Origin of the sequence: Streptococcus sp. oral taxon 061 (genome assembly GCF_964211575.1) — a bacterium.
Taxonomy (GTDB): Bacteria; Bacillota; Bacilli; order Lactobacillales; family Streptococcaceae; genus Streptococcus.
The window spans coordinates 57,284-83,279 of record NZ_CAXOQQ010000008.1; the positions used below are offsets into that span (position 1 = coordinate 57,284).

Below are 25,996 nucleotides of genomic sequence, written 5' to 3' on the forward strand. Positions count from 1 at the left end.
CCCTAAAAACAGGGCTTTTTTGATATTATCCTTATTATCTTTCACTTTAAAGTGGACTTGTTCATTATCCAACTTAAACGTCATGTATAGTTGAATGATAAAAAATTTATGCTTTGAGAACATAGAAAAGCAAGGACATTTCACCACCCTTACTTCTGATTGATCTTCTTAGTTACGGTAAAACTGGTTATCTTTGTCGCTTACAGATTGACCGATAGACAAGACATCTTGACTACCGTCTGTACCTGTCACTTCGTTTTGGACTCCAGCTGGGGTAAAGATCAGTCGTGCCCCTTGTCCACCACCGACAAGATGAATACCTGTTGAGTAGTAGCCGTCTTTTTCCTCTACTTGACCCATCTCGTATTTAAAGGTTCCATTTGAACTTTGGATCGTTACAATTCCATCTGCTGTGACTGTTGCAGTTGTTCCCGCGTAGTTTTCCCAAGTCCCTACAAACTTAGCGTAAGCCTCTTGTGATTTTTGCTTATCTTCCTTTTGTTCTGCTTGAGTGGTTGTAGCTTCTGTCGCACTATTTGTTTCTGACTTCTGCTCCTCTTTTTGGCCTGCTTCAGTTTTACTTGCGGACTCTGTAGTCACCTTGCTTGTTGTCTCCTTTTGGTTTGAAGATGACGTATTCTTGTCAGTCTTTCCACCACAGGCAGCCAAGGTCAAGGCAGCTAACAAGGTCAGGACTGATAGGCTCGTATAGCGCAATGTTTTGTTTTTCATAAAAATCTCCTTTGAAATAGATACAGATAAAAGTAGCTCGTCAGATTTTGCATATATTTGACGGCTGTATCATAGTCTTCAGTGTATCATTTATTTGCTTTTAATTCAATAGCTATCATATATCGAAAAAAGGCTAATCCAAGTAGGAATTAGCCCTTTTATTTCTAGTTTTGATTTGCTCGTTTTTTAGTAGATAAACATGGCATCGCCAAAGCTAAAGAAACGGTATTTTTGCTCGATAGCATGCTGGTAGGCTTCGAGGACCAATTCACGGCCTGCAAAGGCTGAGACAAGCATGACCAAGGTAGACTTCGGCAAGTGGAAATTAGTAGAAAAAGCATCCACCACCTTCCAGTCATAGCCTGGTTTGATAAAGATATTGGTCCAGCCAGAGTCGGCCTGGATTTTCCCATCAAACTTGCTTCCGATGGTTTCTAGCGTACGGATAGAGGTTGTCCCTACCGCAATGACACGGCCACCATTTTCTTTAACCTGACGCAAGGTCGCTGCAGCTTCCTCAGACAATTGGTAAAACTCTGAGTGCATCTCGTGCTCATCCAGATTATCTACTGAAACAGGTCTAAAGGTCCCAAGTCCAACGTGCAAGGTCAGGTAGACTAGATGAACGCCTTTTTGCTGGATTTCTTCTAGTAATTCTTTGGTAAAATGTAGCCCTGCAGTTGGGGCTGCTGCTGATCCACTCTCCTTGGCATAGACTGTCTGGTAACGTTCACGGTCATCCAATTTTTCATGAATATAAGGAGGCAAAGGCATTTCTCCAAGACTTTCAAGCACTTCTAGGAAAATTCCTTCATACTCAAAACGGACAATACGACCGCCATGGGTTAATTCCTCAGCCACGACTGCGCTAAGTCGACCATCACCAAAAATAACACGGGTGCCGACCTTGAGACGTTTGGCAGGTTTTGCCAAGACTTCCCATTCGTCTCCTGCTGTATTTTTCAAAAGCAAGAGTTCAACATGGCCCCCTGTTTCTTCCTTTTGGCCATGAAGCCGCGCTGGTAGTACGCGGGTGTCATTCATAACCAGGGCATCACCTGGCTCTAGCATTTCGATAATGGAGTGAAAGTGGCGATCTTGAAATTCTCCAGTCTGGCGATTGACCATCAAGAGTTTAGAGGCATCGCGCTTTTCAAGAGGTGTTTGTGCAATCAACTCCTCAGGCAAGTGAAAATCAAAATCATTTGTATTTAATGTCGTCATTCTTCTTTTCTCTTCTCATTTATTCAAATTACTTATCAAAGCGAACTTCTTCAAGTAGGTACTCGATGAAGCGTTCACCCATCTTAGACAAGCTAGTTTTCTCATGCTGGATATAAACCAGTTCAATGGGATCATCAATATCAAGCGGAATCGAAACGATATTGTCTCCATTAAGATTACTATTGAGGATACCCGTCGCGATGGTATAGCCGTCCAAACCAATCAAGAGATTGAACAAGGTCGCACGGTCACTAACAACGATGGATTTCTTGTGGTGTTCCTGAGACAAAATCTCCTCTGAGAAATAGAAGGAATTATGGGTACCTTGGTCATAGCTCAAATATGGGAAGTCTTCTAGGTCTGCCAACTGCACCTTGTCTCTTTTAGCAAGAGGGTTGGTCTTGCTGACAAAGATATGGGGTTGGGCTGTAAAGAGATGGTGGGCAACTAGATGGTTGTCGTCCAACATCTTCGAAAGAACGTCCCGGTTATAGCTATTTAAAAAGAGGACTCCGACTTCACTTCGGAAGTTCTTGACGTCGTCAATGATTTCCCAGGTTCTGGTTTCACGCAAAAAAAGCTCATACTTTTCCATATCGCTTTTCTTAAGCAAGGAAACAAAGGCGTTGACCACGAAGGCATAGTGCTGCGAAGACACACTAAAAAGCTCGCGATGAGCGATTGGGTTCTTATAGCGTTCTTCTAAAAGTTGCGTTTGTTCGACAACCTGACGGGCATAGGACAAAAATTCCATCCCATCACGTGTGAGGGTGATTCCCTTAGGATTTCGGATAAAAATCTCAATCCCCATCTCATTTTCTAAGTCACGAACTGCATTTGATAGACTGGGCTGCGTAATGAAGAGTTGCTTGGCAGCCTCATTCATGGAACCAGTCTCTACAATTTTGATAATATAGTGTAATTGTTGAATTCTCATGCTTTTATTGTACCATACTTGACGCAATATAAAAAGGACCAGTCACTGAAAGCCAAGCTAGTCGCATATCAGTCTTTTTGCAACTCATAAAAAAGAGGTTGGAAGATTTCCAACCTCTTTATCTGTTCTAGCAAGTTAAAACTAGCTGTCTTTTTTCCAAAAGATGGCTAATAAAATCATGGCTCCTAAAACTGATGGGATAATGGCTGTACCGTTTAGGCTTGGCCCCCAAGCACCAAAGAGTAATTGTCCTAAAAAGGCACCAATCCAGCCGAGAAACATTTTCCCGAAGCATCCCATACGTTCTCCACGATTGGTGATAGCTCCTGCTAATAGTCCGATCAAAAGACCGACAAACATACTTCCAATCATAGTTTCTCCTTAAATTGCCCAATCTCCATTGCGGAAGAGTGGTACGCGTGTCCCATCCTCACGGATACCATCGATATCCATTTGGTTAGAACCAATCATAAAGTCAACGTGAACATCTGAACGGTTAAGTCCTGCAGCTTCCAGCTCTTCTTCGCTCATCTCAGCTCCACCAACAACGCTCGTTGCATAGGCTGCACCGATAGCCAAGTGATTTGAAGCATTTTCGTCAAAAAGGGTGTTAAAGAAAGTAATTCCTGATTGTGAAATTGGGCTTGGATCTGGTACCAAGGCACATTCACCCAAGGCACGCGCACCAGCATTCTTAAAGACGAGGTCCTTCATAACCTGATCACCCTTTTCAGCTGTGATATCAACGATTTGACCATTTTCAAAGGTCACCTTGATGCCTTCGATAATATTTCCATTGTAGCTAAGAGGTTTTGTAGAAGTGACATAACCATCTGCGCGACGGAAATCAGGGGCTGTAAAGACTTCTTCTGTTGGCATATTTGGCAAGAAACCTTCGCCTTGAGCATTGATTGCTCCGGCAGATTCCCAAACGTGGTTCTTAGGCAAGCCAAGTGTCAAGTCTGTTCCAGGAGCAGTGTAGTGAAGAGCTGAGAATTGTTCTTTGTTGAGCATTTCTGCCTTGCTCTTCAAGATAGCTGCATGTTCTTCCCAAGCTTTAACTGGATCTTCTTCGTAGACACGGCAAGTCTTGAAGATTTGGTCCCAAAGGAGGTCTACTGCTTCTTCGTCACTTGCAGCATTTGGAAAGACTTTCTTAGCCCACTCGAGTCCAGCAGCTGCTGCTACAGTCCAGCTAACCTTGTTAGATTGAGTTGCAATACGCATTGGCTTCATAGCAATTCCCATAGCTTTAGCAGAAGCTGAAAGTTTTTCTGCATCTACTCCGTTCAAGGCACCTGGGTCAGAAGAACGAACACCGAGACGACTTGCTTTGTTTTCAAGAAGGTAGTTCATCTCAGCAATCTTGTATTCTGGCACATTGTCCAAACGCTCCATCGGCGCGTGAAGGAATTTCTCACGGTTTACAAAATCATCTGCCCATTGAACGATAACTTCGTGCGCTCCAAGTGCATAGGCTTCTTTGACGATTAAGTGAGCCAACTCGCGTTGCTCCACATCGATTGAGAGTGCCAAAGTATGACCAGGTTGCACGTTAACTCCGTTTGCCACCAATAACTTGGCGTATTTTTCTAGATTTTCTTTAAAATTTGGTAAAACCATCTTGTTTCTCTTTTCTATTTTTATTTTTCTTTCAAAGCAGAAAGTAGCCCTGCTAGTGCAATAGTACCTGACAAGAGTGCTGTCGATAGAAGAATTGTTTGATCAGCAATGTCTAATTGATACTCAAACACCTTCTCAGCCGGCTTGTCTTCCGCAAAAATTCTTAGTTTCATGAAATGCCCTCCGTTACTAACCCTTAAAACAAATCATCAAACAAGCTCAACTGATTGTCCTCTGGCATATTGCCGAGAATGCCCATTTCATCCATTTTTTCAACCAAGGTTGAGGAAAGTCCTCCACGCTTGCGCAATTCAGTTTTAGAGAGGAATTCTCCCTCTTGACGGGCACGAACCAGTTGCTTGGCAACGTTCTCTCCCAGACCATCCATAGCAACAAACGGTGGGATAAGGGTATCTCCATCGATGATGAATTCAGTCGCATCACTGCGATAGAGGTCCAATTTGCCGAATTTAAAGCCACGTTCCCACATCTCATTGACGATTTCAAGTGTTGTATAGAGGTCAATTTCTACGTTGGAAGCTTCATTGTTCTTACGCTTTTCAGCAATTTCTTGCATCTTACGTTTGATAGCATCCAAGCCTGCACCCATGGTCTTGATATCAAAGGCCTTGGCACGGATGGAGAAGTATGCACAGTAATAATAAATTGGATGGTGAACCTTGAAGTAGGCCACGCGAAGGGCCATCATAACGTAGGCTGCCGCATGGGCTTTAGGGAACATGTACTTGATTTTTCCACAAGATTCGATATACCACTCAGGCACATTATTAGCCTTCATGGCTTCGATATAACCATTGCGCTCTTCTTCTGAGATTTTAAGCCACAATCCCTTACGCACTCGCTCCATGATGGTAAAGGCCATCTTTGGATCTAGACCTGCGTGCATGAGGTAAACCATGATGTCATCCCGACATCCGATAACGGTTGATAGGTCTGCAATTCCAGTCTTAATTAAATCCTGGGCATTTCCCAACCATACGTCTGTCCCGTGAGACAAACCAGAAAGCTGAAGCAACTCTGCAAAGGTCGTCGGATGGGTTTCATCCACCATGCCTCGAACAAAGTTAGTTCCAAACTCTGGAATTCCAAGCATACCAGTTGAAGTCCCGATTTGTTCAGGTGTCACTCCAAGGATATCTGTACCTGAGAAAAGGTCCATGACACCAGGATCATCCATAGGAATATCATTTGGATCAATGCCTGACAAGTCCTGGAGCTTGCGAATCATGGTCGGATCATCATGACCAAGGACATCGAGCTTAAGGACGTTCTCATCGATATCGTGGAAGTTAAAGTGAGTGGTCTGCCATTCAGCAGTGACATCATCTGCAGGATACTGTACTGGAGTAAAGTCATAGACATCCATATAGTTAGGGATAACAACGATTCCTCCTGGGTGCTGACCGGTCGTCCGTTTAACACCAGCAGCTCCTTGGGCTAGGCGCTCTACTTCAGCTTCTCGGTAGAATTTGCCATAGTCACGCTCGTAACCCTTGACAAATCCATAGGCTGTTTTAGCAGCCACCGTACCAACCGTTCCTGCACGGAAGGCATATTCTTCCCCAAAGATATCACGAACATCCAAGTGGGCGCTCGGTTGGTCTTCACCTGAGAAGTTCAAATCGATATCAGGTACCTTATCCCCATCAAAACCAAGGAAGGTCTCGAAAGGAATGTCCTGGCCATTCTTGCTAAGCTTGTGGCCACAGTTTGGACAGTCTTTATTTGGCATATCAAATCCTGAACCGTAGGAACCATCTGTAATAAACTCACTGTACTGACACTGACCACAGACATAGTGAGGAGAAAGCGGATTAACCTCGGTAATTCCAATCATGGTCGCAACGAAACTGGATCCAACAGACCCACGTGAACCAACCAAGTAGCCTCGTTCGTTTGAACGGTGCACTAGCATCTGTGAAGCTAGATAAATCACAGCAAATCCATTCCCCAGAATAGAGGTTAGTTCTTTTTCAATCCGCAAATCGACAATATCTGGCAGCGGATTTCCATAAATCTCAAAAGCTTTCTTGTAGGTCAATTCAGCGACCGTTTCTTCAGCCTTGTCAATGAAAGGTGTATACAAGTCGCCTTTAACGACCTCAACAGGCTCAAAAATTTCTGCTAAGGCGTTGGTATTTTCAATGACAATCTTACGAGCCAAGTCTTCCCCTAGAAAGGCAAATTCATCCAACATTTCATTAGTTGTTCTAAAGTGTGCCTTGGGTAGTGGAGCTGGTTGGGCAGCTTCTCCATGACCGATCGTTCGGTTAATCATAGCCCCCTGACCTAGACTGCGGACGATGATTTCTCGATAAATCTCATCCTCAGGTTCGATATAGTGGACGTTTCCTGTCGCAAGAACTGGCTTACCGAGACGGTCTCCGACCTCTATCAAGCTCTTGATAATGGTCTGAAGTTCCTCCATATCCTTGACCTGCTCTTTGGCAATCAGAGGTGCATAGATAGCCGGAGGCATCACCTCGATAAAATCATAGTATTTAGCAACTTCGACAGCTGCATCTACACCTTGTGATACGACTGCATCAAAGACTTCCCCTTCCGTACAGGCTGAACCTAAGATCAAACCTTCTCGATGGGCATCCAGCACCGTACGTGGAATCCGTGGAACTCCTTCAAAATACTGGGTATTTGAGAGGGAAACCAGCTTAAAGATATTTTTCAAGCCTACTTGATTTTTCACATAGATAGTCGCATGCTTGACTCGAGCTTTCTTATAAGAATCTGGACTGATTAAATCAAGATTTAATCGTGCCAAGTTAGTAACACCGTGTTTTTCTGCTACTTCTTTGATAAAGATAAAGAGCAGACGGCCAGTTGCTTCCGCATCATAGTTGGCCATATGGTGGTGTTCTAGAGCTACACCAAAACGTTTGGTCAAGGCTCCCAAACCATGTCGCTTGTACTCTGGATAGAGATTTCTAGCGAACTCTAGCGTATCGATGACAGGTTGAGTAATTTTTGGAAGACCATGACGCTCATAGTTGGCATTCATAAAACCAACGTCAAAGCTTGCATTATGGGCTACAAGAACGGTATCCTTACAAAATTCCTGAAACTCTTTTAAAACTTGAACCAAGGGTTTAGCATTTTTCACATGGTCATCGGTAATCCCTGTCAATTCGGTTGTAAAGGCTGATAAGGGGTGCCCAGGATTGATAAATTCATCAAACTCAGCAATGATATTGCCCTTATACATCTTGGAAGCCGCCACCTGAATCAAATCATTATAGATAGCTGATAGACCAGTCGTTTCCACGTCAAAGACTACATAGGTAGCTTCAGAAAGATCCATCTCCACTTCGTTGTAGACGATAGGAACACGGTCTTCTACGATATTGGCTTCCATTCCATAAATGAGCTGAATACCAGCTTTCTTGGCTGCCTTATAACCGTGAGGGAAAGACTGAACATTGCCGTGGTCTGTGATTGCTACTGCTTTATGACCCCATTTGGCTGCTGTTCCAACGATTTCTTCGACCTCAGGAAGAGCATCCATAGTCGACATATTGGTATGGGCATGAAACTCAACACGACGCTCGCCTTCTGGCATCAAGTCCTTACGCTCATAGTGAACAACTTCCTGCACATCTTGCACATTCATGGTCAAATCTCGTGTGAAATTATTGACCTCGACATTTCCACGAACACGGAGCCATGAATTTTTCTTAATGATGTCAAACTTCTGAGCTTCTTCTTCGTTTCGGACCCATTTTTGCATGGAGAAACTAGACGTATAGTCCGTCATCTTAAAATTAATCAAGACACGACCCGTTCTAGTCACTTTATGCTCCACATCAAAGACAACCCCTTCAAAAACCAGTCGATTTTCTTCGGTATTGACCTCAATCATTGGAGTTACCTCTGCCTTGTCGAGTTTAGGCTTAGCAGCTGCCTTCTTGGCTTGGAAATCAAAGACAGGTTTATCCTCAACTGGAGGAGGCGGTGCCATCTGTTCTAACTGTTCCATAGCTCGAAGGGTCTCATCATTGGCAGCCTGAACAATCATTTGATTCTCTGTATGGAAGATTTCTTGTTCTTCCTTGGTCAGGTCCTCATTTTTTTCCAATCGGAAGGTTAGTTTAGGAAAACCAAATTCTTCCAACTGTTTGACAAGATTAGGCAGGTGATTTTTCCTGAAATGCTCTGTATCTGCTGCTTCAGAAGCCTCAATAATCAATTGATCATCTTCAAATCGAACCTGAAAATCCTGATACATGGTTCGAAAGCCTTGACTAGAACAAGGGCCAGCTGAAAAAGCCTCCCGATAGTATGCCTGTAAAAGCTCTCTTGAAAAATCTTGATCTTTCGTTTTAATCTCGAAAGTCGCTTGATTTCCTGTTTTTGAAAATTCTTCTTTCAATCCCTTCTTCAATGCTAAAAAGAGTTCAAAGGGCAGAATATTCTCAAAGACAAAACGAAACTCCCAAATGTTACTTTGCTTGTGTACAATAACTTGTTCAATTTCAGCCTGGGAGAAGGCCTCATGATTTCTGATCTCAGCGGGGATACCCAACTGATTCATTAAAATTTCAAAAGTGGTTGACATCCATTTTCCTCACAATATACTCCTTCTATTTTATCATATTTGAGGCAATTTTAGCTATTTCTACCAAACAGAAAAAGAAGCCACAAAGTGACTTCTTTTAAAGTGACGGTGAATTATTCTTCACCTTTGTTTTTCTTAATGATTTCTTCTTGTACTGACTTAGGTACATCTTCGTAGTGGTCGAATACCATCATGAATGTACCACGTCCTTGTGATGCAGAACGAAGAACTGTTGCATAACCGAACATTTCAGCAAGTGGAACGTAAGCACGAACGATTTGGCTGTTACCGTGTGCTTCCATACCATCTACACGTCCACGACGAGCAGTTACGTGACCCATAACATCACCAAGGTTTTCTTCTGGAACAGTGATTGTTACAAGCATCATTGGCTCAAGGATAGCTGGTTGTGCAGTCTTAGCAGCTTCTTTAAGTGCAAGAGATGCAGCGATCTTGAAGGCAGTTTCAGATGAGTCGACATCGTGGTATGAACCATCGTAAAGCTTAGCTTTAACGTCAACCATTGGGTAACCAGCAAGAACACCGTTAGCCATAGATTCTACCAAACCTTTTTCAACCGCTGGGATAAATTCACGAGGAACCACACCACCGACGATTGCGTTTTCGAATTCGAATCCTTTACCTTCTTCGTTTGGAGTAAATTCAATCCATACATCACCGAATTGACCTTTACCACCAGACTGACGTTTGAAGAATCCACGTGCTTGAGTAGAAGCGCGGAATGTTTCACGGTAAGATACTTGAGGAGCACCTACGTTCGCTTCAACTTTGAACTCACGACGCATACGGTCAACAAGGACGTCAAGGTGAAGCTCACCCATACCAGAGATAACTGTTTCACCAGTTTCAACGTTAGTTTCAACGCGGAATGTTGGATCTTCTTCAGCCAATTTTTGAAGGGCGATACCCATCTTATCTTGGTCTGCTTTGGATTTAGGCTCAACCATCAATTGGATAACTGGTTCTGGAACGTTGATTGACTCAAGGATGATTTTAGCTTTTTCATCTGTCAATGAGTCACCAGTTGTAGTGTCTTTCAAACCAACGGCAGCAGCGATATCACCTGAATAAACAGTGTCGATTTCTTGACGGCTGTTAGCGTGCATTTGAAGGATACGTCCGATACGTTCACGTTTACCTTTAGAAGTATTCAATACGTAAGAACCTGATTGAAGAACACCTGAGTAAACACGGAAGAATGTCAAACGACCTACGAATGGGTCAGTCATGATCTTGAAGGCAAGAGCTGCAAATGGCTCTTCATCAGATGCTGGACGAGTTTCTTCTTCATCTGTATCTGGGTTGATACCTTTGATCGCAGGGATATCAAGTGGGCTTGGAAGGTAGTCGATAACCGCATCAAGCATCAATTGAACACCCTTGTTCTTGAAGGCAGAACCACAAAGTACTGGGTAGAATTCAACGTTGATAGTCGCTTTACGGATACCAGCTTTCAATTCCTCGTTAGTGATTTCTTCACCTTCGAGGTATTTCATCATCAATTCTTCGTCAGTTTCAGCAACTGCTTCAACCAATTTTTCACGGTATTCTTGAGCTTGTTCAAGGTATTCAGCTGGAATATCTTCTTCAAGGATATCTGTACCAAGGTCGTTAGTATAGATTTCAGCTTTCATCTTGATCAAGTCGATGATTCCGCGGAAGTCATCTTCAGCACCGATTGGCAATTGAATTGGGTGTGCATTTGCTTGAAGACGATCGTGAAGTGTGCTTACTGAGTAAAGGAAGTCAGCACCGATTTTGTCCATTTTGTTGGCAAATACGATACGTGGAACTCCGTACTCAGTTGCTTGACGCCAAACTGTTTCAGTTTGAGGCTCAACACCTGATTGTGAGTCAAGAACTGTAACCGCACCGTCCAATACACGAAGAGAACGTTGTACTTCGATTGTGAAGTCCACGTGTCCTGGTGTGTCGATGATGTTTACGCGGTGGTTGTTCCATTGAGCTGTTGTCGCAGCAGATGTGATAGTGATACCACGTTCTTGCTCTTGCTCCATCCAGTCCATTTGAGACGCACCTTCGTGAGTTTCACCGATTTTGTGGATTTTACCAGTGTAGTAAAGAATACGCTCAGTTGTAGTTGTTTTACCAGCATCGACGTGGGCCATGATACCGATATTACGAGTTTTTTCAAGTGAAAATTCGCGTGCCATGAGGTTTGTTTCTCCTATATTTTTTATTTCTATTCTATTATAACACGATTTCAATAAAAACGGATAGGCAGGACCCACCCGTTCTCAATGTTTATCTTGTTTAGTTGGTTTCAACTCGTGAGATGGGAAGTTGAATTGTACTCGGGCTATAGTTAGTTAGCCGATTTGAGCCGGAACGGGATGCTGTGTGAAAAAGATAAACTTCCTTGTATTCGTCGAATACTGCGTCAGTTTCCTATTTTCACCTTGCATCCTTACCGTTCCTAGCATCATTTTATTACCAACGGAAGTGTGCGAAGGCACGGTTAGCTTCAGCCATACGGTGAGTGTCTTCACGTTTCTTAACTGCTGCACCAGTGTTGTTAGCAGCATCCAAGATTTCTTTTGCAAGACGGTCTTGCATTGTGTGTTCACCACGAAGGCGAGCAATTGTTACCAACCAACGAAGTCCAAGTGTTGTACGACGTTCTGGACGAACTTCAACTGGGACTTGGTAGTTTGATCCACCAACACGACGTGCACGTACTTCAAGTACAGGCATGATGTTTTCCATAGCTGTTTCAAATACTTCAAGTGCATCGTTACCAGTAGCTTCTTTGATTTGCTCAAAAGCACCGTAAACGATTGAAGCAGCTGTACCACGTTTACCGTCAAGCATAACGCGGTTGATAAGACGAGTAACTAATTGTGAATTGTAAAGCGGATCTGGCAATACTTCACGTTTTGGAGCTCTATTTTTACGACTCATTTCTCTTTATCCCCTTTCCTTATGCTTTTGGACGTTTAGTACCGTATTTAGAACGGCCTTGTTTACGATCGTTAACACCTGCAGTATCAAGTGCACCACGGACGATATGGTAACGTACCCCTGGAAGGTCTTTTACACGTCCACCACGAAGAAGCACCACGCTGTGCTCTTGCAAGTTGTGTCCGATACCTGGGATGTAAGCAGTAACTTCGATAAGGTTGCTCAAACGTACACGAGCAAATTTACGAAGGGCAGAGTTAGGTTTTTTAGGTGTCATAGTTCCAACACGAGTTGCTACACCACGTTTTTGTGGTGAAGAAACGTTTGTTTGAACTTTTTTATGACTGTTGTAACCAACGTTCAAAGCTGGTGATTTAGATTTTTCTACTTTTGATTTACGCGGTTTGCGAACCAATTGGTTAATTGTAGGCATCTACATTCTCCTGTGTTTTTTTTATTTTTGGTGATGATACACTTGGTGACAGCTATCATCTGTGTGTACTTTTGCAACATTTGTCAGCACGTCCCTGTACACTCTTGAGAGACCAAAAGTAAAAAGTACCGTCTAACATTGTACCACGTTTTTTCTATTTTTGTCAATATATTTCTTCTTATTTTTTGACTTATTTGCTCTAAAATCTCTTTGAAAACGGTCACCTACCAGATAGACTCTTCAACCGACCACATAGACAGAGCTTCTTGTATTTGTCGACAAAATGGTGTTTAATAGATTTGTAAGTAAGAGATCTCTATTACAACTTTATAAAGGAGAAATTATGAAACTCAGACTTGATATTGATCAGCAATACACCGAAGAGCAAATCATCATAGAGGCACCGACCTTGTCCCCTAGAGTTCAAAAGGTTCAGGACTTTGTACAATCCCTGGATCAAAAAGAAACTATCAAAGGAAAATTCCAAGACCAGGTCTACTTGATTCAGATTAGCAAGATTCAGCGTGTATACATTGAAAATCGTAAGGTTCTGGCCGAGACGGATAGCCAAACCTATGCACTTGACATTCGTCTCTACCAAGCAAGTGAAATTCTACCTGCTTCCTTTATCCAAATTTCCCAATCGGAAATTGTCAACATTGATGCAATTAGTCATCTAAAACTAACCTCTAACGGCTTGATTGAAATTTATCTTAAAAACGAAAGTTTCACCTACTCATCTCGCCGTTACCTCAAAACTATTAAGGAGAAATTAGAACTATGAAAAAACAAGTATTTCACGATGCCACAACTGGTATCCTCATCGGCCTCATCCTATCTATTATCTTTTCTTTTATCCACTCACCAAGTAACTACGCACCTCTCAGCCCCAACTCTTTAATTGGGCAATTCATGACCCAACATCAGGTGCATGGATCACTCGTCTTACTTTACTGTCTGCTTATCTGGTCAGCTATTGGAGTCCTCTTTAGTTTTGGTAGCCGTCTATTCGCTCAAGATTGGAGCCTTCTTCGTGCGACTGTCACTCACTTCTTCCTTATGTTGCTAGGTTTTGTACCTCTAGCAATCCTAGCAGGCTGGTTCCCTCTTCACTGGACTTTCATCCTTCAACTCATCCCAGAGTTTGCAATCGTCTACCTCATCATCTGGGTTGTTCTCTATAAGAGAGAATCAAAGAAGGTTGCCCACATCAACCAACTATTAGCTCAGAAAAAATAAGACCTAAAAACCCACTCACAAAACGGAGTGGGTTTTTGCTTATAATTTTTGTTTTAGCTCTAATAAGAGATTCATGGCTTGCATCGGTGTCATATTGTACACATCTACTTGGGCCAACTCTGCTAGGATAGGATTTTCTTCTTTTTCATCAAAGAGAGACATTTGCTCATTGACAACATTCCTTTGATTGATAGAAATTGGATTTTCCTGGCCTTGGCTCTCTAGTTGAGTTAGAATCGCATCCGCTCTTTTTAGCAAGTCTGCTGGCAATCCTGCAATCTTAGCAACGTGAATACCGTATGATTTATCAGCTGGACCTGGTTCAATCTTATGAAGGAAAGTAACCTGGCCATTTTGCTCAAGCGTAGCCACGTGTACATTTACTAGATGTTCAAGACTAGCTTCCAGACTGGTTAATTCATGGTAGTGCGTGGCAAAGAGAGTCTTGGCACCAATATGCTCATGGATATACTCGATAATAGACTGGGCTAGAGCCATACCATCATAAGTTGCGGTTCCTCGACCAAGCTCATCAAAAAGAATCAATGAATCCTTTGTCGCATGACTAATGGCATTATTAGCTTCCATCATCTCTACCATAAAGGTAGATTGACCTGAAACCAAGTCATCTGCCGCACCGATACGTGTAAAAATCGCATCAAAAATTGGCAAACGAGCACTTTCTGCAGGGACATAGGAACCCATCTGAGCCATAACCGCTGTAATGGCTAGTTGACGCATGTAGGTTGACTTCCCGCTCATGTTCGGACCTGTAATTAGTTGAATGCTAGTATCTTCATCCATCTGGATACTATTGGGAATATAGGTCTGAGCTCCCATGACCTTTTCAACAACTGCGTGACGACCATTCTGGATAGCAATCCGCGACTCTTTCCCAAACTCTGGTCGAATCAGGTGCTGTTTTTCTGCAACTACTGCCAAGCCTTGCAAGACATCGATAGTAGCGATTCCTTGAGCCAGAGCCTGTAGACGTTGGATATACTTGCCAACCTCCTCACGAATACGCATAAAGATTTCGTATTCTAGATTTGCTGATTTCTCACGCGCCTCTAACATTTCTCCCTCGATACGCGCCAATTCCTCTGTCCCAAATCGTTCAGAGTTTTTCAGCGTAGCCTTACGGAAAAAGTGGGCTGGTACGTTACCTAGCTGCGAGTTTGTTACATGGAAATAGTATCCGTCCTTTTTATTGTAGTCAATTTTGAGAGTATTGATGCCAGAGTTTTCTCTTTCCTTGGCCTCAATCTCAGCAATCCAGCTGGTCCCTTCTCTCAGCACACGACGGTATTTATCCAAGGTCTCATCAAAGCCCGTTCGGATAATACCACCTTCGGTAATCACGTGGGGAGCCTCTGGGGCAATGGCAGCACTTATCAGGCTTTCCAACTCAGGGATAGCATCCAGTTGTTCAATCAGATAAGCTAGAGCTGGTTGCTCCATTCCTTCTAAAATAGCGCGAATTCGTGGAACACTTCCCAAGGTAGTCGCTAATTGCAAAAGATCTTTAGGATTACTTTTCCCAAAAGACACTCGACTGGCCAGACGCTCGATATCGTAGACTCCCTTGAGACTTTCCGTTAAATCACTACGCTCAAAGAAATAATCCAGAAAGACTTGCACAACCTCCTGACGTTCAAGGATACGGTCCTTATCAATCAAAGGGCGTTGAATCCAGGAACGTAAGAGACGCATACCCATTGCGGTCTTGGTCTCATCTAGCAACCAGAACAGACTCCCTTGTTTCCTACCTGAGCGAGCATTTTCAACCAAATCAAGACTAGCCTTGGTCGCAAAATCCATCTGCAAGAAATCTTTGATTTCATAACGGATAACAGGCTTCAAGTGGCTGAGCTCTCGCATCTGCGTCCGATGGACATACTTGAGAAGTTTACCACTAGCTGCTCCTTCAACAGTTGCCAATCTTGAATCCAACAGATGAACATCTTCATACGGTTCCTGCTCATAGGAAAGTACCAGATTCATTTGACAACTGAGAATCTGTTCTTCCGCTTCAGACAAGTCGTAACCAATCACCACTTCTCTGGCCTTGAGGTTACGGATTTCACCACAGACTAGAGAGAAATCTGATAATCCCGTTACATAGAAATCACCTGTCACTAGGTCCATATAGGCTAGTCCATACTGGGAACCTTCACGATCAATAGCCACTAAAAAGTTATTGTGACTATCTGGCTTACTACTATCAACCACTGTTCCTGGTGTAATGACCTGAACAACCTCGCGCTTAACAACACCAACAGCCTGCTTAGGATCTTCCATCTGCTCGGCGATGGCAACCTTGTAGCCACGTTCAACGAGGACATCGATGTACTGTTGGGCAGAGTGATAGGGAACACCAGCCATGGGAATCGGATTTTCAGCATTTTTATTGCGACTGGTTAGTGAGATTTCTAGTATCTGTGCAGCATTGACTGCGTCTTCATAAAACAACTCATAAAAATCACCCATACGAAAAAGCAAAAAAGCATCTGGATATTGTTTTTTGATATCCACATACTGTTGCATACCAGGTGATAATTTTTCAGTAGTCATTTACTCTCTCCTTGTAAAAACAGTCCTGAGAGAAGCTCTCAAGACCTTATCTATCTTCCATTAACTCTAGCAAGCGTTCTTCCATGACTTTAGCTGCATGTTGATCTTTACAGATAACCAACAAGGTATTCGCTCCGGCAACAGTACCTAAGATCCACCCATCTTTATTTGAATCTACTACATTGGCTAAAACGGATGCTTCTCCAAGTTTAGTGTGGAGAACCAAGGTGAATTCGGCTCTTGCAACACCCTCTAAGTGATGTGAAAGGAATTCGACCAGATCAATCTTCTCTGTCTCATTTGCTAACACATAGTAAACAACATCGTTTTTCTTAACTTTGGTTAAGCCAAGCTCTCGCAAATCACGAGATAAGGTTGTTTGTGTCACAAAGACATCACAGGCTTCCAATCGATCTTGAATTTCCTTTTGAGTTCCTAATTTTTCTTCTGTAATCATTCGCTTGATGAGCTGATGACGTTCTCTTTTTCTCATAAGATCCTTTCGATTGCATATTTATTACATTTTACATTTTTTTAGTAAGAACATTATATCAAAAAAACTGGATATTTCAAAAAATATCTCTTCTTTCAAAAAAAATGTAGTAAATTGTGATAAAATAGTAAAAAAGCCCTAAAGGAGCCTTAAATGAATACAAAAGAATTGATTGCTAGCGAGTTGGCTAGCGTCATTGATAGCCTGGACCAAGAGGCTATTTTAAATTTACTAGAAACACCTAAAAACTCAGATATGGGAGATATCGCCTTCCCTGCCTTCTCATTGGCAAAGGTTGAACGTAAAGCTCCTCAAATGATTGCTGCTGACATCGCTGAAAAGATCAATAGTCAAGCCTTTGAAAAGGTTGTAGCAACAGGTCCTTACGTCAACTTCTTCCTTGATAAGGCTGCCATTTCTGATCAAGTTCTACAAAACGTTATCACTGAAAAAGAGCACTACGCTGACCAAGAGATTGGCAATCAAGAAAATGTTGTCATTGACATGTCTAGCCCTAATATCGCTAAACCATTTTCAATCGGTCACCTTCGTTCAACAGTTATCGGAGATAGCTTGTCACATATCTTCCAAAAAATCGGCTATAAAACTGTCAAGGTCAACCATTTGGGAGACTGGGGTAAACAGTTTGGGATGTTGATTGTTGCCTACAAGAAATGGGGCAATGAAGAAGCTGTCAAAGCACATCCAATTGATGAACTTCTCAAACTCTATGTCCGCATTAATGCTGAAGCTGAGAACGATTCAAGCTTGGATGAAGAAGCACGCGAATGGTTCCGCAAGCTTGAAAACGGTGATGAGGAAGCTCTCGCTCTTTGGCAATGGTTCCGCGATGAAAGCTTGGTAGAATTTAACCGTCTCTACAATGAGCTACAAGTTGAATTTGACAGCTACAACGGAGAAGCCTTCTACAATGACAAAATGGATGCAGTTGTAGACATCCTTTCTGAAAAAGGACTATTAGTCGAATCAGAAGGTGCTCAAGTTGTTAATCTTGAAAAATATGGAATTGAATACCCAGCTCTTATCAAGAAATCTGACGGCGCAACTCTATACATCACACGTGACTTGGCTGCGGCCCTCTACCGTAAAAACGAATACCAATTTGCCAAATCTATCTATGTCGTTGGTCAAGAACAATCTGCTCACTTCAAACAACTCAAGGCTGTCTTGCAAGAAATGGGTTACGATTGGAGCCAAGACATTGTCCATGTTCCGTTTGGTTTGGTTACAAAAGAAGGGAAAAAACTTTCTACTCGTAAAGGGAATGTTATCTTACTAGAACCAACTGTTGCAGAAGCCATCAGCCGTGCTAAAGCGCAGATTGAAGCCAAAAATCCAGAACTTGAAAACAAAGACCAGGTCGCTCATGCTGTTGGAGTTGGAGCCATTAAATTCTATGACCTTAAAACTGACCGTACAAATGGATACGACTTCGACCTTGAAGCTATGGTATCCTTTGAAGGTGAGACAGGTCCTTATGTTCAATACGCTTACGCTCGTATCCAATCAATCTTGCGTAAAGCCGATTTCAAACCTGAAGCAGGTGCCAACTATAGCTTGAACGATGCTGAAAGCTGGGAAATCATCAAGCTAATCCAAGACTTCCCACGTATTATTAAACGTGCAGCTGATAATTACGAACCTTCTATCATCGCTAAATTTGCAATCAGCTTAGCTCAAGCCTTTAACAAATACTATGCCCACACTCGTATCTTAGATGAAAGTCCAGAACGTGACAGCCGTCTAGTCCTTAGCTATGCAACTGCAGTCGTCCTCAAAGAAGCCCTTCGTCTGCTGGGTGTAGAGGCGCCAGAGAAGATGTAACTCGTTACAAGAGACTGGAACTAAAGTTCCTAGTCTCTTGACGGCAATCGCTATCGGGCGATTTGCCTAAACGCCTTACTAATGCATCCAAATAAATAATATCGACTTATTTGGATGCATGTCGTGATCTATTAAATTAATTTATTACTAAGCAATCTCAGTAACTAACGTCAAATCCTATTCGGACTTTGGCTAGGCGCCTCACTAGTCTTTCGATAGAAATATTATCGATTTCTACCGAAAGACGTCGTAATCTTCAAGTTACTGTAACTAAAATTCATAATTGTTAGACGCTAGCCGCTTTTATGCAGACTAGCTAACTGCTTCACTAGTCATGCCCCCTAAATATAATCGATTTAGGGGCCACGACGTCGTAAATGAGGCGATTTGCCTAAACGCCTTACTAATTAATAACAAGTAGCTAGGCGCTTACAGTATCATCACTCGAAAGGCGAAGGATATTCGTTTTTCTCTAACCACTTACTTCTTTATCACCTAGGGAGAATTTTTATGAGCCAATACGCTTATATCTTAGTTGTTATCAGTCTTCTTTTTCTCTTTCTTGTCAATAAATATGAAAAAGAGAAACTTCAAAGACTGCTTCAGGACCAACTATTAAAAGATCCAGCTTTTCGTGCAACTATCAAAGAGAAAATCCAAACGATAGAAAATATCAATGATGTCATTGACTACATCAACAAAGGCTACCGTTTAGGGATTCCCATTTCAAAAGAAATCGTTGACGAAATTCGCAACTAACAAAAAGACTCGAGATGACATTTCTCGAGTCTTTTTATTTATTTCTGACAGCTAAGATTCCTACCAAGATAACAATCCCTAAGGATACCATGGTTCCAACTGGTGCTACATTTTCATCAAAAATTTTCTCAGAGAACAGTAGCAGAGCAATCGCTAATAGTAGCAAGGCACTGCATAGCATAATATCCTTGAAGCTTGGTTTGCGTTTTATATACTTTAAAAATGATCTCTGTAATTTACTCATTTGAACTGCTCTCTTTTGAAATAATTCTATGAACCAGGGGATAAAAATCTAGCCTCACAACTCTATCCTATTACAAGGATTCAAGTTCATAAAGTTCAGCAATAATCCCAGCAACCTTCTTGATGTCTCCCAACATTCCGCGCATTTCAAAGTCAGCTAGGACTGGAAAACCAAAGCGCTGGCTATATTGTTTGGCGGTCAAACAGTATTGGTTGTTAAAATTGCGATTACCCGATCCTACGACACCAAAACACTTGCTAGCATTATCACCATATGCGATAAAGTCACCTACTGGAGTGGTCAAGATTTCCACATCTCCATTGTCAACCCCATTGCCACCTTCGAGGTAAGTCGGTAGAAAAGCCACATATGGGTTGGTCATCTCAAAGAAGTCTTCTCCTTCCTTGACCAAGTCTTTAATATGAATTTTTTCTACTTCAATGTTCGCATACTGCTCCAACAAATAAGCTTTCAAACGTGTTACAAAACTCTCCGTGTTGCCGCTTAGACTGATATAAACTAAGGAAATTTTTTTCATCTTTTCCTCCCTCTTTCTCGAATCCAAAAAAATAACTACCAAGATTGTATCTTGATAGTTATCCTTTGTCAACTCTTATGCGAGTTCTTCCTCTTGAGATTCTGTTAATTCTTTTTGCTGACGCCATATTTTATAGAAGACGATTCCCAAAAAGATAACATTGATGACGATGAATATGATAGTGGTTACTTTTGACATGACTTCCATTCCTAAACGTAGGGTGTCATCTTTAATCAATTGCATAGCATCTTGTAAATTCATATTGTCATGGACTAGTCCAACAATAGCTAGCAAGGCATATCCAACATAAGTGTAGTTTGCCAACTGCAAGTTCTTACGAATTAAGAAAACAAAGGCTACTACAACTAGGATAGCAGATAGAATAATGAGTATCGTGTTAAAAATAGAGTGAGATGACTCTGACACTTGGTGGGCATAGTTGACAGCATCTTCTATTTGTTGAGCACTAAGTGTCCCAACATTTTCTTGGCTAGCACGAAGGGCGTCCTTACTAGGTACTGGAGTAAATATTCCAACTACTGCCAAGGCTGAATTAATCGCTGATAAGACTAATAAAACCCATAGATAGATTGGTTTCTTTTTCATAAAAGCAACCTCCTCATAATTTTGAATTTATTATAGCATATTTTAAGATGGATAACAAAAGTTAGAGGGTGACTTCAATCTGCTTGCGGTAGGCCTTCGGAGACTTTCCACATAGTTTTCGAAAGACCTTGTAGAAATACCCTACATTACTATAACCAACCGTATAGCAAATATCCTCAATACTATCATTGGTTGATAGTAAAAGTTGCTGGGCCGCCTTAATCCGTTGCTTATTGAGAAGCTCAGCAAAGGTTGAATTGGTTTCCTTCTTGATTAACTGACCTAAATACACAGGATTGATAAAAAGATCCTTGCTGATATCCTTGAGAGAAAGTTCTTTTTTATAGTCTCTACCAATGACTTCGAGTACACTGACAACATTCTCATTCATGCGGTATTGGCCAAAGAAGGACGTCAAAGTTTCCTTGGTATAAGCCACTAAATCTTCAAAGTTTGTGATGGCATGAATTCTTTTGACAATATCTGTCATATCATCTGCTTTCAGATGTTCAAAGAGGTGGAAGACATCCATCACAAACTGAGTAAAGAGTTGCTTGGTAATGGACACCCTCGGTGTATTTTCTAACACAATCTTCTCAAGCAAATTCAACTCTTCGATAATCTGCTGAAGATTTCCTTGGATAATCACCCGATAGATGGGTTCATAATAAGAGAAGAGACTTTCAGATTGATCGAGGTTTACAGTTCCATAGAAGAGGGCTTTTTCAACGTCAAATTTCCATTTTTCAAAGTTGGCCTGATAAGGTAACTCAAAAGGCATAACGAGTAAACCGTCGAATTTCTGAGCTGCAATCACAATCTGCCAGTCCTGACCTAAAACATAGTAAGGAATGACAAAATCCCCTTGTTTCTCTTGGGAGAGTCCAATCCACCAGTTTTCTTTTTGAGACAGGTGTGCTTTAAATGCTTCGTCGTCTAACTTTTGACTTAACATTTCTGGCTCATGCACTTTCTCACGAAGTTGACCAAGGATTTTCTCAAGTAAATGCTCCAGTTCAACCTTATCAACTGGTTTGACAAGATAATCTACAACATTGAGGTTCATGGCTTTCTTAACATAGTCAAATTCTTGATAGCCGGAAAGAAGAATATAGTAAGCCTCTGGCAAGAGTTCCTTCATTTCCCCAATCATTTCAAGTCCTGTCTTGCCAGGCATGTTGACATCAGAAATGACGATATCTACGGGATGTTCTCGGACATAGTCCAAAGCGTCGTCAGCATGATTGGCTGTTGCAACGACTTCCATATCCCATTTTTCAAAAGGGATCAAACGCTTAAGTCCTTCTGTAATCATGTACTCATCGTCAACTAATAGTACTTTATACATGTTTATCCTTTCTCTTCATCCTGAATGGTGATTCTATATTGAACACCTTTTTGTTCAGCTGATTCTACATTGATGTTATAGCGGTCTCCAAAGTAGAGCACAAAGCGTTCGTGGATATTAACAATCCCAATAGACTGTTGTTGCCCCTTATAATCTACTGTGTGTTCAAAGGTTCTTTGAGCCAGTTTAGCTTGAATTTCTGCTAGTTTTTCAGCAGACATCCCACGACCATTATCGGTTACTAAGATTTCGACATAGCCATCTTTTTTCAAAGCCTTGATACTGATAACATTATCTGTTCTTCTGTGATCAACTCCATGGGCAAAATAATTTTCCACTAACGGTTGGAGGGTGAACTTTGGAATACGCATTTCTTCCAATTCAGGGTCAATCTTAAATCCATAGGCAATGGATTTTGGATAGCGAACCATACAGAGATAACTGTATTTCCGACAAAACTCCACTTCTTGTTTGAGGGTCGTTTCTCGCTCGTCAGAGATATTATTGCGCAGAAGACTACTGAACTCATAGATGATATCTGCTAGTTCATTTTGGTTCTCCATTACTGCGTACATTCGCAAAAATTCCAAAGTATTGTACATGAAATGCGGATTAATTTGAGCTTGTAAGGCTCGCATGTTGGCATCTTTTTGATTGAGTTCCAGTTGATAAATATCGTGAATATTACTTTCCAGTCGATCCAACATATCATTTGTCGACTCAGCAATTAGTAGCAATTCCTGGTCCTTTTTATCTGTGTCGATTCTCTTGGTCTGCTCTCCCTTAGTAATGGCTTGGATAGAGTCCACCAAGTCCACAACCTGACTTTGATAGTCAGAAAAAGTCCTTCTTAAGGTCATATATAAAATGATGATAAAGAGGGCGCTCAAACCTAAAATAAGTGCCGAACTCGCTAAAGTCCCACTCCAAACATAATCCTTTGGTACAGCTACTCGAACTTGATAACCATGGGCAGTTGTTCCTACCAACCAAGACTCATTCGTTCCCTTCGTTCCAATATAGAACATATCTGTTTCATATGGTGCAATGACAGTTACTGCTACAGGAATTGTTCCCCTAGTGTTGTCAATCGCTTTATAGAGGACTTCTGGCTCTACGGAAATATAAATGACTCCAAGAGCCTGGTCCGAGATGGGATCAGACACTGGAACCGCAAAACTATTAGCATCCGGTTTAAAGCTCTCAGCTGGAATTTTCTGTCCACCTCTGTTTCCTCTTTTGGAAACAAATACATCTGTTGAATCCTGTAGAACAATCGAAATACCTGTCACAAAATCGTTTCGCACGTAAATATCATCGATATTTTCATAAATGGAAACGGAAATATAGGGTGATGCCTTGCGCTCTAACTGCCAGTAAAAATAATCCGGCGTACTAAGGCTAAAATACTTGTAAATACCTTCAATCCGAGCTTGATTATCCACTAAACTCTGGGCTAGACGGGTTGACTCTCGATAATAGTATTCAACCTCATCAACTGTTCGAGCGAGAACACGCTGACCGACACGATTGGCTTCCCTTTCACGCATATCCCAGTCTGCATAAGAAATCAAGAGAGCAAAGCAGGAAATGATGATAATCATCACCAGACTATAGATTCTTAGGAGTGAGTGAAGGCGGAATTGTTTGGTCTTATTTGGTTGCCAATTTTTCATGAATACTTTCATAAACAGGCTCCAATAAATCACTAATAAAGAAGTGCCACATCCCAATACCTACAAAAGCAATGAGGGCTGGCATATAGAAGCCAATAATGGCTAACAAGATGCTACCAAGGAGAACCTTGGCCACTGCTGATAAACTCATAAAAATTCCGATAAAGGCAAGTTTTAAGGTGTTTTTATAGGACAATTCAAAGTAAACCTGTAACTTTAAAGATACCGTGTAGGCCAAAAATACCAAGGCTACTAAAAAGATATTTAGAAATGTTGCTGCCAAGTGGATAATGGTCTGGTTTGGCAACTGAATCATCAGATACAAGCCATAAATCAAGATCAAGTCAATCCCTATAAAGGTGTAGAAACTGAGATTACTTTTGACAAAATTGCTCTTAAATAAAGCCCATGCTTCCTTGAAACGATAAGCACGGTAAGAATAGCCATTTTCAGCAAATAAACTCATGAGAGTTGCACTAGCGGGTGCTATACCAAAAACCACTCCTCCTGCTAGTGTCAATAACCAAAAATAAGCCGTCGCAATCATCCCCAAAAAGAAACGATGAAAGACTAGCTCAATGAAATTTCCCACGGTTTGCCTCCTATACATTAATCTAGTTTTATTATAACATATTTCAAGCGCTCTCAAAAATAGGAGCACTAAAAATAAATACATTTATCGGTTTAATAAGGATATTTGTGCTATAATAAAGATAGATAGAGATACCGATTAATAATCAAAGAACAAAGGCTTTCCCAAGGCAGATGGATATGTTTGAAAATTAGATAATTACTATTCAACTTATTTACTGGATTAACAAAATAACGAAAGGAGTATGTACCATGACTACTCAAACTTTAAGCACTGTGTTGATGTGTGTTGCGCTTATATTGACTCTTTTCTCTGAAAAATTGTTCAAGCAACATGAAAAATCGGAAAAATAATTTGCACTATAATCATATTAGTCGCTGTTTTGTTAATGCTGCTCTAAGTTATTTTAAGAATACAGGAATTTGTTTGTCCTGTATTCTTTTTTTCTCTATAAAACGTGCATTGATAAAAACGAATAACAAAAACACCCCCAGTTAGGGAGTGTTTTCAAGGGAAATAGCAAGATTACCTAAATTTTACTATTTAGCGTCGTCTTTTTTAAAGATGTTTTTAACACCTTCAACAGCGCCTTCAATTGCGTCTTTTGCATCTTCAGCGACTTCTTTCACTTTAGAAGCAACTTTTTCAGCAGCTCCTTCGCTTTCAAGTCCTTTATCGCCTATTAATTTGCCAACGCCTTCTTTAACAGATCCTGCTGCTTGGTTTAATTTTTCTTCTGTAGACATAAGTATGTCCTCCTTTTATTTTTTCTAAATTAGTAATTAGTGAACACGTGGTTCTGCTTTGGCTGCAGCGTCTTTAACAGTTTCAACGCCTTGGCCAACTTTTTCTTGAACGAATTCAGCGCCTTCGCCAAGTTTTTCTTGTGCTGCTGCGACACCTGAACCGATACCAGATTTCACTCTAGACAATTGTTCTGACGCAAATTCGCCTGTTGATTCTGCTACGTCAGTTACACGATCTTGAAGGCTAACTGAGTCTGCTTCATGTTGTTCTTTAGTTTTGATATCAACAACATTAACGTTAACTTCAACTACTTCTAGATCAGTCATTTTCGCAACTTCTGATACGATAACGTCTTTGATTTCCTTGTATAGAGTTGGAACGTTTTTTCTGTACTCTACGATAACGTTCAAGTCAACTGCTACTTGTTCTTTACCAACTTCAACGTTAACACCGTGTGTTACATCGTTAGTGTTAACAAGTTTTTCTGTAAGATTTGAGAAGAATCCACCGTCAACATGTAATAGTCCTGGGACTCTATCTAGTGAAAGACCGATGATTTTTTGAATAACTTTATCTTCGTAAGTTAATTCTCCGCGAACATCTTTAGAAACAACAACATCTTTTTTTTCATTATTTACATTTACATTTTTTTCTACGTTTGACATATGAAACTCCTTTATTTATTTAAATAATTCTTCTGTACATAGTATCCCAACCAAATTCCTAGGGCTCCACAGATTAAAACGAATAATGTTTTAAAGAAACCGAAGGATAGGATGAAGCAGGCTAGAATAATACCTACTACACCACATAGAATTGGGTATTGATATTTTTTAAACCATTCCATTTTTT

The 25,996-nt window shown here is 41.3% G+C and carries 25 protein-coding genes; 4 read left to right on the forward strand and 21 right to left on the reverse strand.

Features of this window, described 5'->3' with window-relative positions:
• Positions 1-168: 168 nt before the first annotated feature.
• From AB8E63_RS07100 to rpsL, 10 genes are all read right to left on the reverse strand, one after another.
• Positions 169-732, reverse strand: coding sequence for an ABC transporter substrate-binding protein (locus AB8E63_RS07100; protein ID WP_368910547.1), 564 nt, complete (start codon positions 730-732; stop codon positions 169-171).
• Between the two features lie 186 nt (positions 733-918).
• Entirely contained in the window at positions 919-1,956 is a 1,038-nt protein-coding gene (gene queA / locus AB8E63_RS07105) for a tRNA preQ1(34) S-adenosylmethionine ribosyltransferase-isomerase QueA (protein WP_368910549.1), read from the reverse strand.
• A gap of 28 nt (positions 1,957-1,984) precedes the next feature.
• Positions 1,985-2,893: a LysR family transcriptional regulator gene (locus AB8E63_RS07110; RefSeq protein WP_004250738.1), complete on the reverse strand. Its 909-nt coding sequence runs from the start codon at positions 2,891-2,893 to the stop codon at positions 1,985-1,987.
• A 141-nt stretch (positions 2,894-3,034) separates the two neighbouring features.
• Complete coding sequence (locus AB8E63_RS07115) at positions 3,035-3,265, reverse strand: GlsB/YeaQ/YmgE family stress response membrane protein (protein ID WP_314944312.1); 231 nt, start codon at positions 3,263-3,265, stop codon at positions 3,035-3,037.
• 9 nt (positions 3,266-3,274) lie between these two features.
• Positions 3,275-4,516, reverse strand: coding sequence for an aminopeptidase (locus tag AB8E63_RS07120; RefSeq protein ID WP_016466266.1), 1,242 nt, complete (start codon positions 4,514-4,516; stop codon positions 3,275-3,277).
• Positions 4,517-4,536: 20 nt separating this feature from the next.
• Positions 4,537-4,689 (reverse strand): hypothetical protein, encoded by a 153-nt coding sequence (locus AB8E63_RS07125; RefSeq protein WP_368910552.1) that lies wholly within the window; start codon positions 4,687-4,689, stop codon positions 4,537-4,539.
• A gap of 23 nt (positions 4,690-4,712) precedes the next feature.
• Positions 4,713-9,107, reverse strand: coding sequence for a PolC-type DNA polymerase III (locus AB8E63_RS07130; RefSeq protein WP_368910554.1), 4,395 nt, complete (start codon positions 9,105-9,107; stop codon positions 4,713-4,715).
• A gap of 113 nt (positions 9,108-9,220) precedes the next feature.
• Entirely contained in the window at positions 9,221-11,302 is a 2,082-nt protein-coding gene (gene fusA / locus AB8E63_RS07135; protein WP_049495285.1) for an elongation factor G, read from the reverse strand.
• Positions 11,303-11,579: 277 nt separating this feature from the next.
• Positions 11,580-12,050 (reverse strand): 30S ribosomal protein S7, encoded by a 471-nt coding sequence (gene rpsG / locus AB8E63_RS07140; protein WP_004250722.1) that lies wholly within the window; start codon positions 12,048-12,050, stop codon positions 11,580-11,582.
• A 19-nt stretch (positions 12,051-12,069) separates the two neighbouring features.
• The gene (rpsL, locus tag AB8E63_RS07145) at positions 12,070-12,483 is read right to left on the reverse strand and encodes a 30S ribosomal protein S12 (RefSeq protein ID WP_001142332.1); all 414 of its coding nucleotides are present in this window, start codon (positions 12,481-12,483) and stop codon (positions 12,070-12,072) included.
• Positions 12,484-12,826: 343 nt separating this feature from the next.
• Between rpsL and AB8E63_RS07150 the strand changes: the two genes are divergently transcribed.
• Together AB8E63_RS07150 and AB8E63_RS07155 are read left to right on the forward strand one after the other, a co-directional pair.
• A complete protein-coding gene (locus AB8E63_RS07150) occupies positions 12,827-13,267 on the forward strand; it encodes a LytTR family DNA-binding domain-containing protein (protein ID WP_254724853.1) in 441 nt (146 codons plus the stop codon).
• Positions 13,264-13,722: a DUF3021 domain-containing protein gene (locus AB8E63_RS07155; protein ID WP_254724854.1), complete on the forward strand. Its 459-nt coding sequence runs from the start codon at positions 13,264-13,266 to the stop codon at positions 13,720-13,722. The genes AB8E63_RS07150 and AB8E63_RS07155 overlap by 4 nt, the downstream gene beginning before the upstream one ends.
• Before the next feature lie 39 nt (positions 13,723-13,761).
• Here the strand turns inward: AB8E63_RS07155 and mutS are convergent, their stop codons facing one another.
• A complete protein-coding gene (gene mutS / locus AB8E63_RS07160; RefSeq protein ID WP_368910564.1) occupies positions 13,762-16,296 on the reverse strand; it encodes a DNA mismatch repair protein MutS in 2,535 nt (844 codons plus the stop codon).
• A 46-nt stretch (positions 16,297-16,342) separates the two neighbouring features.
• Positions 16,343-16,789 (reverse strand): arginine repressor, encoded by a 447-nt coding sequence (argR, locus tag AB8E63_RS07165; RefSeq protein WP_004250715.1) that lies wholly within the window; start codon positions 16,787-16,789, stop codon positions 16,343-16,345.
• A gap of 153 nt (positions 16,790-16,942) precedes the next feature.
• Here argR and argS point away from each other — a divergent pair, with 153 nt between their 5' ends.
• Both argS and AB8E63_RS07175 read left to right on the forward strand, forming a co-directional pair.
• Positions 16,943-18,634 (forward strand): arginine--tRNA ligase, encoded by a 1,692-nt coding sequence (gene argS / locus AB8E63_RS07170; RefSeq protein WP_368910565.1) that lies wholly within the window; start codon positions 16,943-16,945, stop codon positions 18,632-18,634.
• Between the two features lie 510 nt (positions 18,635-19,144).
• Entirely contained in the window at positions 19,145-19,393 is a 249-nt protein-coding gene (locus AB8E63_RS07175) for a MarR family transcriptional regulator (protein WP_368910566.1), read from the forward strand.
• 34 nt (positions 19,394-19,427) lie between these two features.
• Here the strand turns inward: AB8E63_RS07175 and AB8E63_RS07180 are convergent, their stop codons facing one another.
• The 9 genes from AB8E63_RS07180 to AB8E63_RS07220 form a co-directional block, all read right to left on the reverse strand.
• On the reverse strand, positions 19,428-19,637 hold the full coding sequence (locus AB8E63_RS07180; protein ID WP_004250709.1) for a hypothetical protein: 210 nt from the start codon (positions 19,635-19,637) through the stop codon (positions 19,428-19,430).
• 70 nt (positions 19,638-19,707) lie between these two features.
• Positions 19,708-20,175 carry a class Ib ribonucleoside-diphosphate reductase assembly flavoprotein NrdI gene (gene nrdI / locus AB8E63_RS07185; protein WP_223333922.1) on the reverse strand — a complete coding sequence of 156 codons (468 nt, stop codon included), beginning with the start codon at positions 20,173-20,175 and terminating at the stop codon, positions 19,708-19,710.
• Between the two features lie 75 nt (positions 20,176-20,250).
• Complete coding sequence (locus AB8E63_RS07190) at positions 20,251-20,781, reverse strand: ABC transporter permease (protein WP_223333924.1); 531 nt, start codon at positions 20,779-20,781, stop codon at positions 20,251-20,253.
• 61 nt (positions 20,782-20,842) lie between these two features.
• Positions 20,843-22,129, reverse strand: a complete 1,287-nt coding sequence (locus AB8E63_RS07195; RefSeq protein WP_006153016.1) for a response regulator transcription factor — start codon at positions 22,127-22,129, stop codon at positions 20,843-20,845.
• Positions 22,130-22,131: 2 nt separating this feature from the next.
• Positions 22,132-23,805: a sensor histidine kinase gene (locus tag AB8E63_RS07200; protein WP_368910609.1), complete on the reverse strand. Its 1,674-nt coding sequence runs from the start codon at positions 23,803-23,805 to the stop codon at positions 22,132-22,134.
• Positions 23,783-24,397, reverse strand: a complete 615-nt coding sequence (locus AB8E63_RS07205; protein WP_368910568.1) for a YesL family protein — start codon at positions 24,395-24,397, stop codon at positions 23,783-23,785. Before AB8E63_RS07205 ends, AB8E63_RS07200 begins: the two co-directional genes overlap by 23 nt.
• A gap of 539 nt (positions 24,398-24,936) precedes the next feature.
• Positions 24,937-25,143: a CsbD family protein gene (locus AB8E63_RS07210; protein WP_281137511.1), complete on the reverse strand. Its 207-nt coding sequence runs from the start codon at positions 25,141-25,143 to the stop codon at positions 24,937-24,939.
• Positions 25,144-25,179: 36 nt separating this feature from the next.
• The gene (locus AB8E63_RS07215; protein ID WP_368910570.1) at positions 25,180-25,809 is read right to left on the reverse strand and encodes an Asp23/Gls24 family envelope stress response protein; all 630 of its coding nucleotides are present in this window, start codon (positions 25,807-25,809) and stop codon (positions 25,180-25,182) included.
• 11 nt (positions 25,810-25,820) lie between these two features.
• Positions 25,821-25,991 (reverse strand): DUF2273 domain-containing protein, encoded by a 171-nt coding sequence (locus tag AB8E63_RS07220; RefSeq protein WP_004250679.1) that lies wholly within the window; start codon positions 25,989-25,991, stop codon positions 25,821-25,823.
• Positions 25,992-25,996: the final 5 nt, after the last annotated feature.

Coding starts and splice junctions, on each gene's coding strand:
- AB8E63_RS07100 (WP_368910547.1), bottom strand. CDS start 732: ATGAAAAACAAAACATTGCGCTATACGAGCCTATCAGTCCTGACCTTG.
- queA (WP_368910549.1), bottom strand. CDS start 1,956: ATGACGACATTAAATACAAATGATTTTGATTTTCACTTGCCTGAGGAG.
- AB8E63_RS07110 (WP_004250738.1), bottom strand. CDS start 2,893: ATGAGAATTCAACAATTACACTATATTATCAAAATTGTAGAGACTGGT.
- AB8E63_RS07115 (WP_314944312.1), bottom strand. CDS start 3,265: ATGATTGGAAGTATGTTTGTCGGTCTTTTGATCGGACTATTAGCAGGA.
- AB8E63_RS07120 (WP_016466266.1), bottom strand. CDS start 4,516: ATGGTTTTACCAAATTTTAAAGAAAATCTAGAAAAATACGCCAAGTTA.
- AB8E63_RS07125 (WP_368910552.1), bottom strand. CDS start 4,689: ATGAAACTAAGAATTTTTGCGGAAGACAAGCCGGCTGAGAAGGTGTTT.
- AB8E63_RS07130 (WP_368910554.1), bottom strand. CDS start 9,107: ATGTCAACCACTTTTGAAATTTTAATGAATCAGTTGGGTATCCCCGCT.
- fusA (WP_049495285.1), bottom strand. CDS start 11,302: ATGGCACGCGAATTTTCACTTGAAAAAACTCGTAATATCGGTATCATG.
- rpsG (WP_004250722.1), bottom strand. CDS start 12,050: ATGAGTCGTAAAAATAGAGCTCCAAAACGTGAAGTATTGCCAGATCCG.
- rpsL (WP_001142332.1), bottom strand. CDS start 12,483: ATGCCTACAATTAACCAATTGGTTCGCAAACCGCGTAAATCAAAAGTA.
- AB8E63_RS07150 (WP_254724853.1), top strand. CDS start 12,827: ATGAAACTCAGACTTGATATTGATCAGCAATACACCGAAGAGCAAATC.
- AB8E63_RS07155 (WP_254724854.1), top strand. CDS start 13,264: ATGAAAAAACAAGTATTTCACGATGCCACAACTGGTATCCTCATCGGC.
- mutS (WP_368910564.1), bottom strand. CDS start 16,296: ATGACTACTGAAAAATTATCACCTGGTATGCAACAGTATGTGGATATC.
- argR (WP_004250715.1), bottom strand. CDS start 16,789: ATGAGAAAAAGAGAACGTCATCAGCTCATCAAGCGAATGATTACAGAA.
- argS (WP_368910565.1), top strand. CDS start 16,943: ATGAATACAAAAGAATTGATTGCTAGCGAGTTGGCTAGCGTCATTGAT.
- AB8E63_RS07175 (WP_368910566.1), top strand. CDS start 19,145: ATGAGCCAATACGCTTATATCTTAGTTGTTATCAGTCTTCTTTTTCTC.
- AB8E63_RS07180 (WP_004250709.1), bottom strand. CDS start 19,637: ATGAGTAAATTACAGAGATCATTTTTAAAGTATATAAAACGCAAACCA.
- nrdI (WP_223333922.1), bottom strand. CDS start 20,175: ATGAAAAAAATTTCCTTAGTTTATATCAGTCTAAGCGGCAACACGGAG.
- AB8E63_RS07190 (WP_223333924.1), bottom strand. CDS start 20,781: ATGAAAAAGAAACCAATCTATCTATGGGTTTTATTAGTCTTATCAGCG.
- AB8E63_RS07195 (WP_006153016.1), bottom strand. CDS start 22,129: ATGTATAAAGTACTATTAGTTGACGATGAGTACATGATTACAGAAGGA.
- AB8E63_RS07200 (WP_368910609.1), bottom strand. CDS start 23,805: ATGAAAAATTGGCAACCAAATAAGACCAAACAATTCCGCCTTCACTCA.
- AB8E63_RS07210 (WP_281137511.1), bottom strand. CDS start 25,143: ATGTCTACAGAAGAAAAATTAAACCAAGCAGCAGGATCTGTTAAAGAA.
- AB8E63_RS07215 (WP_368910570.1), bottom strand. CDS start 25,809: ATGTCAAACGTAGAAAAAAATGTAAATGTAAATAATGAAAAAAAAGAT.
- AB8E63_RS07220 (WP_004250679.1), bottom strand. CDS start 25,991: ATGGAATGGTTTAAAAAATATCAATACCCAATTCTATGTGGTGTAGTA.